At 44.1% G+C, this 10322-nt stretch carries 5 protein-coding genes; 3 read left to right on the top strand and 2 right to left on the bottom strand.

Annotated features, from left to right (window positions below; all coding sequences use genetic code 11):
• Positions 1–271: 271 nt before the first annotated feature.
• Positions 272–1126: a DsbC family protein gene (locus EI162_RS12015; RefSeq protein ID WP_192524578.1), complete on the bottom strand. Its 855-nt coding sequence runs from the start codon at positions 1124–1126 to the stop codon at positions 272–274.
• Between the two features lie 711 nt (positions 1127–1837).
• Between EI162_RS12015 and EI162_RS12010 the strand changes: the two genes are divergently transcribed.
• On the top strand, positions 1838–2764 hold the full coding sequence (locus tag EI162_RS12010; protein WP_192524577.1) for a DUF808 domain-containing protein: 927 nt from the start codon (positions 1838–1840) through the stop codon (positions 2762–2764).
• 106 nt (positions 2765–2870) lie between these two features.
• Here the strand turns inward: EI162_RS12010 and EI162_RS12005 are convergent, their stop codons facing one another.
• The gene (locus EI162_RS12005; protein WP_192524576.1) at positions 2871–7136 is read right to left on the bottom strand and encodes an Rne/Rng family ribonuclease; all 4266 of its coding nucleotides are present in this window, start codon (positions 7134–7136) and stop codon (positions 2871–2873) included.
• A 1208-nt stretch (positions 7137–8344) separates the two neighbouring features.
• Between EI162_RS12005 and EI162_RS12000 the strand changes: the two genes are divergently transcribed.
• The gene (locus tag EI162_RS12000; RefSeq protein ID WP_192524575.1) at positions 8345–9355 is read left to right on the top strand and encodes an RluA family pseudouridine synthase; all 1011 of its coding nucleotides are present in this window, start codon (positions 8345–8347) and stop codon (positions 9353–9355) included.
• A gap of 136 nt (positions 9356–9491) precedes the next feature.
• A complete protein-coding gene (locus EI162_RS11995; protein WP_192524574.1) occupies positions 9492–10199 on the top strand; it encodes an HAD-IA family hydrolase in 708 nt (235 codons plus the stop codon).
• Positions 10200–10322 lie beyond the last annotated feature (123 nt).

Below are 10322 nucleotides of genomic sequence, written 5' to 3'. Positions count from 1 at the left end.
GAGTCATTATATCATTTATCAATAAGTTATATCAACACACTATTAAAACAGAGCCTATTTAATTAACTATAGTTGAATAGAAATACTCAAATAAAAAGTATGTGGCTGAATTTTTTATAGTGCTTTATCGTATCATACCGACAAGCCGTTGTGACGTCTACACAATGTCGCCATTGTCATAGCGATCAACATATCGTGCAAAGTTATCGTGAAAACTATTGCGCAAAACTATCATGAATAACTATCACCTGACAGACGATTAAGCAGATCGTTAAATCGCGCCGACTGCTTCTGCCAATTGAGCCGCTGGTAGATAGCCGCCCACTTGCTGTCCAGACTCAGTAAAGATGGCTGGCGTGCCCCGTACACCAAGCGCCATACCTAGATCGATTTGCGCTTGGACAGGGTTATTACAGCTCGGTGCTTGTATATTGGCACCCATTTTAGCTTGATCCATTGCTGCATTGCGATCTTCGCTACACCAGATGGCTTCCATTTTTGGAATACTGCCTTCGCTACGTGGCCAGGCCAAATAGCGCACTTCAATCCCGCGCGCATTGATGTCATCCATTTCTTCATGGAGTTTGGTGCAATAAGGGCAATCGGCATCAGTAAAGGCATAGACGACAGATTTGGTAGCCCCTTTTGCTGGATAAATAACCATGTCTTTTTTGTCTACTGCTTTTAGGGCATCTTGTGCCGTTCTAGCAACCAAAGCACCGCTGATATCAACGGGTGCTTCATCTCCAACAGCAATAATTTGCCCTTGAATAATATGTTTACCAGACTTATCGGTAAAAAAGGAAGGTAAGCCATCAGCAGTGACCCAATAAATATCATCCATGTCCGTTGGTACCGCTGAAATGATGTTTTCTTCAATACCAGAAGTATTTAAATTCGCCTGTAACGCTTTTACCACGGCAGCATCGCTATCAGTAGATGCTTTGGCCGTGCTGACTTTGGTGTCGCTATCATTAACAATGCTGGTATTGCTGGTCGCATCCGCTGCATTGTTTGAGCAACCAGCAGCGATAACCACGAGCAGCGCGCCCATCATAAAGCGTGATAAGTTGTTGCGAGTAAAGCGGTTACCAGCAGAGGTGTTTTTTGCAATGGGGGATGACATATGGGTGTCCTGTAGGCATCGTACCTAATCGTGAATTCATTTTGAGAAAGGCGGCAATAAACTTTTATATATAACAGTCAATGCAACGGGTGGCTTAAGGGTCTAGGACGTGTTGAACATTCGATCGTGGCACTGATAGCGACTATTTGTTAGCGATATCTGTGCATGTTCAGCACGCCCTAAATTTACAGGTTTTTTACCATTTATTGATGATAAAAGATAAATGGTAATACCGCCTATATTAACATATTTATGGTAAATAGCAGCCACAGGCTATGTGGCTACTTATAGGCAGTTCCGAATAAAATCGATATAGTTGGTAGCATGCTGTAATGGCTGTAGTCTTTTTATTCAGGACTAACTATAGTCGATTCTAAATAAAACAGATACGTTATATTCCAACGCGGAACTGGGATAAATTTTTCTGGCTTGCTGTGCCTACGCCGACAGAGGCCACGTAAAATTCATCCCATTCCCGCTGTATCGTTTTAATATTGAATTCACTATATATAGGCAAATGTGAGCGGTCATCATAGTGCTATGGATAAACATCTATTCATAAAATAAAATACACTTGTACTACTTAATATTTAGGCTTGTATAGGTAGTCTACTGCTAATAACCTTGGTTTTTATAAAGTTTGATATAAAACCACATCTATCACTCATTTTAAAACCATTCACTTTAACAGTTTTGCCCTAAGGAGCACACATGGCAGGTGCCAGTTTATTAACCCTACTTGATGATATCAGTGTGATATTGGACGACGTTTCAGTCATGACTAAAGTCGCCGCCAAAAAAACCGCTGGCGTATTGGGTGACGATTTAGCGCTCAACGCAGAGCAAGTCACGGGTGTCAAAGCCAATCGCGAGCTGCCAGTTGTTTGGGCCGTTGCCAAAGGCTCATTTGTTAATAAACTTATTTTAGTGCCAGCGGCAATATTAATTAGCGCCATTTATCCGCCACTGATTACTTTTTTATTGATGTGTGGCGGTTTATTTTTGGTCTATGAAGGTGCTGAAAAGGTCATTCATCGCTTTTGGCCACATGTGTTACCGCATGACGAAGAACAAAATGCCCGCAGGCAAGCCAATGCCGATGAAAGCGTAGATTTAGTGGCTTTTGAAAAGAAAAAAATCAAAGGGGCGGTACGTACAGACTTTATTTTATCAGCGGAAATAATTGTGATTGCATTAGGCTCAACGGCGACTGCCACCTTGCTAGAGCGAAGCATTGTGCTTTCTATTTTAGCGATCGGTATTACCATTGGTATTTATGGTTTGGTCGCTGGTATCGTAAAAATAGATGATGCAGGCCTGCATCTGATGGAGAAGGAAGGGGCGTTTACGCAAAAAATTGGCAAAGTGATGTTTGCTGCTGCACCCAAATTGATGAAATTCTTATCTATTGCAGGTACATTGGCGATGTTCTTGGTGGGTGGTGGTATCTTGGTACACGGCATTGGTTTTTTAGATCATGGAGTAGAAGGGCTCGCAGACTTAACGGGTATTTTTGAAAGCCTGACGACCACGATATTGAATGGTGCGATTGGTTTTGTCATTGGTGCAGTAATCGTTGCTCTTTTTACCATCATTGGTAAAATCCGTGGTAAAGATGACAAGTCAGCAGCTCATTAAGTCATGTCCTAGAGCAGTGTGTTAAAAAAGCTATCTCCTATAAAAAAGCCCCGAAACTCGAAAGTTTCGGGGCTTTTACTTTAACGTGAGTGATTAAACCGTATGGTTAGCTTTCGCTATCTGAATCATCAGACTCTAGCTTTTCAGCTTGCGTCGGCTTTTTATGCTCGGTTTTAGGCTTACGACTGCGGGCCTTTGGTACTTTTGGGCTGGTCAAATTAAACATACCCGTTTGCGGTAGCAGTTGCTCAGCCACATTTTCGATCATGTTTTTATAACTGGCTATCGTGGTTTTAGACTTAGCAGCTTGACTGTCTTCTTTAGTAGGTTCTTCTACATGAGCGTCAGGTGCTTGAGTAGCCGCTTCAACATTATCTGTACTTTCAGCAGCCACATTTATAGCGTCAGGATTGGTATTATCCGATGGCTCAGCCGTTGTGTGTGCTAGCACTTGTTCTACTGCTAGCAGCTGCTCGCTTTCGGTACTGATGTCATCTGTCTGCGCTTGATTGGCCAAAGCGGTCGCCTCGACATCATGCGCATCAACGTCGTTATCAGATTTCTCAGTCTCAGCTGCCTGTTCAGCAGCAATGCTCAACACTGCTGGCTCCTTATAGTCAGGGTGCTGACCACGTGGATCGTTGCTGGCACGTTTACCAATAGCGCGTGGCTCAACGTCTGTTTTACCTTGCGTCGCTGCAAACTGACTGACCGCTTGGGTCATGGTCTCAAAGCGCGCTAGGTAATCCGCTGCTAATGGCTGATAGCCATAGTTGCTAAAGTCAAAATTTCTGTTCTCAACTTTAGTCTCAGTAGTCGGTGTGACATCCGTCTCAACGTTAGCAGGCTTTACTTGCTGATGTGCTTCGATAGCAGCGATAAAGCAGCTGATGACACCGTCATTTTTCAAACGACTCTCTGCATCTGTTAATGCCTTGCGAACAAAATCACCAACCGTACCGCGAATGCTTGGTACGCTCACTACTGCTTGCTCGGTTGCCTGATTAGCGGCTTGGGGCTTTTGGGCAGCTTGTGCTTGCTGGCTACGAACGACACGTGGGTCATTACTAGCCTGACCGAACTTCTCAGCCGTTACATAACGCGTGGCAAACAATGCATCGTGCGTTAGCTCCAGTGTGGAAGCACTGGTGCTTTTTTCATTGTCATGACTAACGTTGAGACCACTGTTGGCGGTTTCAACATTGCTACCATCGGCTTGGTTAGTAGCATTTGATTCTTGAGCCTTTGGTGCTTTTGCTACGCCGTCTACATTAGAATCTGCAGGCTTAGCACTATCGGCTTGAGTGTCGTTGTTGGTCTTAGACACTGGCTGCTGATCTACTGCAGGTTTTTTGTTCTCAGCGTCACTGTCAGACTTTGACGCGTCGTTTTGCGCCTTGTCTTTTGTAGCGCTCGCTTTCGCATCATCAGCTTTAGAAACGTTATCTTTAGAGCCTTCAATGTTAGAAGCATCAGCTTTAGAGACAGTGTCTGCGACGGCGTTTTTATCGCTACTTTTCTCCTCAGAGAGCTGTGTATTAGTACTCTGGTTAACATTGCTTGGCTTATCGCTGCTCTGTTTATCATTGCTCTGTGGCTCTGCCTTTGGTGAAGTAGCTTCTTTTGCCACATCAGCTTTCACTGTTTCAGCTTTGGTAGCACCATTTTCTGAGCTTTGCTTATCAGTAGATGGATGCTTGGCCTGTACAGACTTGCTGTCATCTAAAGATAAGTGCACAACTTCTGGCGACTTAAGCTCGGCTGATGCTTCATTGACCTGTATCATGACTTCGTTTGGGTCTTGGTTGCGACGCGAGTTAGCATGGTTTTTGCTGCCATTCGCACCTGTTGCCGTCTGTTGGTTGTGCTGCTTAACGTTATCAGCAGTTAGCGCTTCTCCACGCTCTAGTTTTCCGCGCGAGCCACGTTGGCTATGTGGTTTACGCTTGGCACGAGTTTGCTCGTCAGTGCTATTGTCTTTGTCATCAGAAGTATTGTCGCGCTCATTTGTCGCGCGGTTACTGTTCTGGTTTTGGCGGTTGCTATCTTGACGATTGTTGCGGTTACGATCATTTGGGCGTCTGTTGTCCTGCCCCCGTTTTTCTTGGTTATCAGACTGTTTGTCGTCAGCGTTATTTGCGGCGCTATTCGAGGCGCTGTTATCTGTGTCGCTGCTCAGCTCATTACTAGTCTCGTCATTTTGTTCTTTTCTTTGACGCGGCTTAGAAGATCTAGATTTACGCGGTTTACGTCTTCTTCTGTCTTCGTTATTACTGTCATCAGTGTCGCTGTCTGAATGGCGGCGTGTCTGCTGACGATTGGTATTATTGTCCGGCTGCTGGCTGTCATCTTTTTGGCTACCCTGTGGAGTGGTTTGCGTAGGGCTTGATGTATCAGTGGCGGCAGTGCTTAAAGCATTGCTATCAACTTGGCCGAATGAACCCAAACTTTGCGCGCCCGTGTTGACAAGTGCTTCGATGGCTTCTGCTGCGTCACGACTACTAACATTAGGCGTGGTAGTTGCTTGCGGCGCTTGCGCAAACAGATTGGACAACCAAGCAACGGCTTGCGGCTGGGCAGGTGTTTCAATATTTGCAGTCGGTGTTGCTACTGGGGTAGTAGCGGCGGCAACGCTTTGGCTTTTGTTGGCTTGCGGTGCACGCGCTGATGACACATTATTGGTGTTTTGGTTATGGCGATGATCGTTGCTGTGTTTGTTATGCTCAACCGTATTATTTTGTTTGCTAGCAGGTTTATTGGTAGCCTTACTATCGGCTGATTGACGTGGCTGGCGCGTTGGCTGCTGCTCTGGGCGTTCCTTTTCAGCGGTTTGCCAATCGACATTGTAGCCAAGATCGCTATGCTCTTGCTGTTGAGTGTCGGTGATACGCTCATAGCTCGATGGGGCAAAACCATCACGGTTGAAGTGCAATTTAAAGTTTGGCGATTCTAAATGTGCGTGCGGCAATATAGTGATGCGCGTGCCACTGTCTTGCTCAAGATAGACCAAACTATCGCGTTTTTCATTTAATAAGAATGCCGCGATGTCAGTAGGCACTTCTGCTTGTACTTCACCTTGACGCTCTTTTAGGGCGATTTGTTCGATCTGACGCATAATTGATAATGATAAAGAACGCAGGTCGCGAATCATGCCATTACCATGGCAGCGCGGGCAGATATAACCGGTTGACTCTTCTAATGACGGACGCAAGCGTTGACGGCTCATTTCCATCAAGCCAAACTTAGAGATATCGCCAAATTGTACACGGGCACGGTCATATTTGGTGGCATCAATCAGACGTTTTTCGACTTCTTTTTGATGCTTATTGTCATTCATATCGATGAAGTCAATAACAATCAAACCACCCATATCACGTAAGCGCAATTGGCGGGCAATCTCGTCGGCGGCCTCTAGATTGGTATGATAAGCAGTTTCGGCAACATCCGAGCCTTTGGTGGATTTGGCAGAGTTAATATCAATAGAGACCAAGGCTTCAGTTTGGTCAATAACGATTGAGCCACCTGACGGCAGACGAACTTCACGCTGATAAGCAGTTTCAATCTGCTTTTCGATATTAAAGCGCGAGAACATCGGCTCGTAATCAGTGTATTTGCGTAGTTTTTCTGCTTGTTTGGGCATCACCGCATCGATAAAGCCAGCTGCTTCGATATAAGCGTTTTCGTTATCGATCCAAATCTCACTGATATCATCACGCAGATAATCACGAACGGCACGCGTCACAACGCCAGCTTCTTGATGAACCAAGCGCGGTGAAGGGTATTTTTGATTTTGTTCTTGGATGGCTTGCCAAATATTAAGCAAATGGTTTAAATCGTGTTGCAAGTCTTCTTGGGTTTTGCCAATACCGGCCGTACGGATGATGACACTCATACCTTTTGGCAGGTCAAGATTGCTCAGCATACGCTTCATATCTTCGCGCAATTTGCCTGAGATTTGACGTGAGATACCGCCACCGCGAGGGTTGTTTGGCATTAATACCAGATAACGACCTGCCAAAGACACGTAAGTCGATAGAGCAGCGCCTTTATTGCCGCGCTCTTCTTTTTCGACTTGAACGATTAATTCATCGCCCTCTTTGATCAGCTTTTTGATATTTTCGTCGCGTGGATTACCGCTCAAGTATTCGGCAGATATTTCACGAATAGGCAGAAAACCTTGGCGTTGTGAGCCATATTCTACAAAAACGGCTTCCAGTGATGGTTCGACACGGGTCACGTGACCTTTATAGATGTTGGATTTTTTCTGCTCACGGGTACGGTTTTCTAAGTCGAAATCGTACAGATGGTTGCCTTTACAAAGGGCAACACGAATCTCTTCGTTTTGAGTAGCGTTGATTAAAATGCGTTTCATATTACTATCCTATGAGTACGCATAACAACGATGGGACGGGATTTAGGGCGTAGCGGCAAGTCTGGCTAAAGTCTAAATTAGCGTTGTCAGATATTAGTGAACGATAGAACGTAAGTCAGGGTTTTAATAAAGCACGTTGGCTTTTTCAATGGCCTGTCTTTACCTAAAATACAGTAGCGGTGCTAATGTTGCTAGCGTGAATATAAGCGATATAGGCTGTAAGGCTATAGGGTCATATTCTATCATTGATCGATTTGGTCGAAATATTAATGCGTACTATGAGTTTTTAGTATCAGTAAATTTTACTGGTAGTCATGTCAGCGCACTTTGTAAGGGTGGGTGACGGTCAGTTACTGGTTTAAAAATACGGATGTTAAAAACGCATCTTGCTGCGGCACTCAATCCATCAAAGTCTAGCAATAATACCGCTATCATAAATACTTTTATATAAAACTATTGTATAAAATAGCGATATTCAACAATTATTTATTTAGGTAAAGCAATTGGTCACTCTTTATTTATCGTTCTGTCTGGTATAACGTCAATCATATCTTGGGTGGTTTAAAGTTAGGTATCGCGGCTTTGGTTATCGGCGGGGCGTACTTGGCAAACAGAATCATTGACCCGCTCATCGGCGTGGTGCTGTATTTATATCTTTATCTGTTTGACCACCAATACTTAGGCAGCTATCGATATACTTCTCGAACCTAATGCTAAACAATCCATACTTGCTCAACTACACTCGCGTAAAAGGCCATCAAATAAAGTCGTTGCCATGCGGGTTGTGAGTCAATGTTGTGTCATTACGTCAATAAACAGGCGTCTTGCCAAGTTTATTAACACTAAATTTATGAGCACAAAGGTATTTAATGTCACTATTTATAATGTCATTATTTATTTTATCACACTGAATAACGTCAGTGCGGTTGTTGCTATTACTACTATTTATGGGCTCACATCTATAAATAACGACAAGTTATATCTTTAATTTATCATTAAATATAGTATGCGTCCTAAAATCAGATAAAACGTCCAACCTCGGCAGCATTTACAGCTTTACCCTCGTTACAAACAAGTCGTAAAAATGATGAAGCTTTATCTATGATAGCCATAGATTATTGCGGTAGCCGCTGCTTAATTGTCGCTCAACATGCTAAACTATAACAAATCTTTGTGTAAATACCTAACTAAAAATGACAAACTCAAAAATGACCGACGACGCACCTACCCATGAAGCCCCTGCTATCTTCAATAGCAAAACACGCCCGCAAAGCGCTGATGATGAAATCAGCAACTTTGGCAAGGTAAATTATCTTGAAGTAACCCGCCACCAGCACGATCAGCGTTTGGATAACTTTTTGCTCAATCGCTTAAAAGGGCTACCAAAACCACATATTTATAAAATGATTCGCTCGGATGAAATACGTGTCAATAACAAACGCTGCAAAGCACACGACAGAGTGCAGCGTGAAGACGTGGTACGTATCGCCCCTGTGGTACTCGCTACCCGCGAAAAACCGATTATCAGCACTGAATTTGCTAAAAGTTTGCTCGCACGCGTGGTCTACGAAGATGATGGGATGTTGGTGCTGAATAAGCCTTCTGGTATCGCCGTTCATGGTGGCAGTGGTTTAGACTTTGGTGTGATCGAAGCCATGCGTGAAGTGACGGGTAAAAAGTACCTAGAGCTGGTACATCGCATCGATAAAGACACCTCAGGGCTGTTGATGATTTCTAAAAAACGCTCAGCGCTGAAAGTATTGCAACAGCATCTGGTCGACAGAACCATTCAAAAGCACTATCTCTGTATCGCCAAAGGGCAACCTGCGCTCAATGAGCAACGTATCGATGCGCCATTGTTACGTTATACGCTGGCTAGCGGTGAACGCCGTGTCAAAGTAGATACACAAGATACGCAATCTAAAGAAAGCCAGACGGACATTATCGTCCATGGGCGCTTTATGCTTGCAGCTCAGCCGGTCAGCTTGATTGAAGCCAAGCCCCTGACAGGACGCACCCATCAAATCCGTGTGCATCTGGCTCATATTGGCCATGCTATTTTGGGTGATGATAAATATAATGTGCATGACAAATCAGGCGTCCATCGTCTGTGTCTACATGCGTGGCGCTTAGATATTCCAGGCTACGAAACCATCACTGCACCACTACCAGATGAGATGGCTGACTGGTTGCCAGAAGATATTAAGCAACCTGAATAAGTTTGTAAGCTCATTTTTTTCAGTCTTACCATCAAACGTCACGAACTCTTATTATCACTAATAAGCTGCCGTGACGTTTTCGTATCTGTATCCATATCTATCATCTATTATCATCACCATCTTCTAAGGGTCATTCATGAGTGAACAATCTGCACCGCTAACTTCTGCCAAAACCTTTCAAACAGCCAATCAGCATCATTTAGCAGACAAGACTCTCATTATATTCGATTGGGATGGGACGCTGATGGATTCAATTGGTTTAATCGTTGATGCGATGCATGTAGCAGGGGAGGCGCATGGTTTTCAAACGACCGATAAAGCTGTACAAGATATTATTGGGCTCAGCCTAATGAAGGGCATTGAGATTTTATATCCGCAAGCAAATGACACGCAAAAGCTCGCCATCCAGCAAAGCTATGCGGATTACTATATTGCCAATAGTCACAGTACACCGCTTTTTGCGCCGATAGAAGGCATGTTGCAGACACTACAAGCGCAAGGTAAAAATCTGGCGGTTGCCACTGGTAAAAAGAGAATAGGGCTAAATCGCGTCTTAGATGCGTCTAGCAGCCATCATTATTTTGTGATGACCCGCTGTGCAGATGAGTCAGGCTCAAAACCTGATCCGCAGATGCTTAACGATATTTTGGATTATACCGAGCAGCAAATCGCTGAAGCTGTGTTTATCGGGGATAGTATCTACGATATTCAAATGGCAACGCAACTTGGTATGACTAGTATCGCGGTCAATTATGGTACGGCATCTCATACTGAGCTCGCCGCGCAGCAACCTACTTATCAGGTCGATACTCCGCAAGCGTTGGTTGATTTGCTGTGTGGATGATGGCTATTTAAACACGAGCTAATAATGTGGCTATGATATTGTATCTGTAATAAAAAAGGGTTTATCGTTATAGTCAGATGACCACAAAAATGTTATAAAATAAATCAATTAAACGATTACCAG

Origin of the sequence: Psychrobacter sp. FME6 (genome assembly GCF_014861365.1) — a bacterium.
Lineage (GTDB): Bacteria > Pseudomonadota > Gammaproteobacteria > Pseudomonadales > Moraxellaceae > Psychrobacter.
The sequence above is the reverse complement of the archived record's forward strand: the minus strand, read 5'-3'. Positions and strand labels throughout refer to the sequence as shown.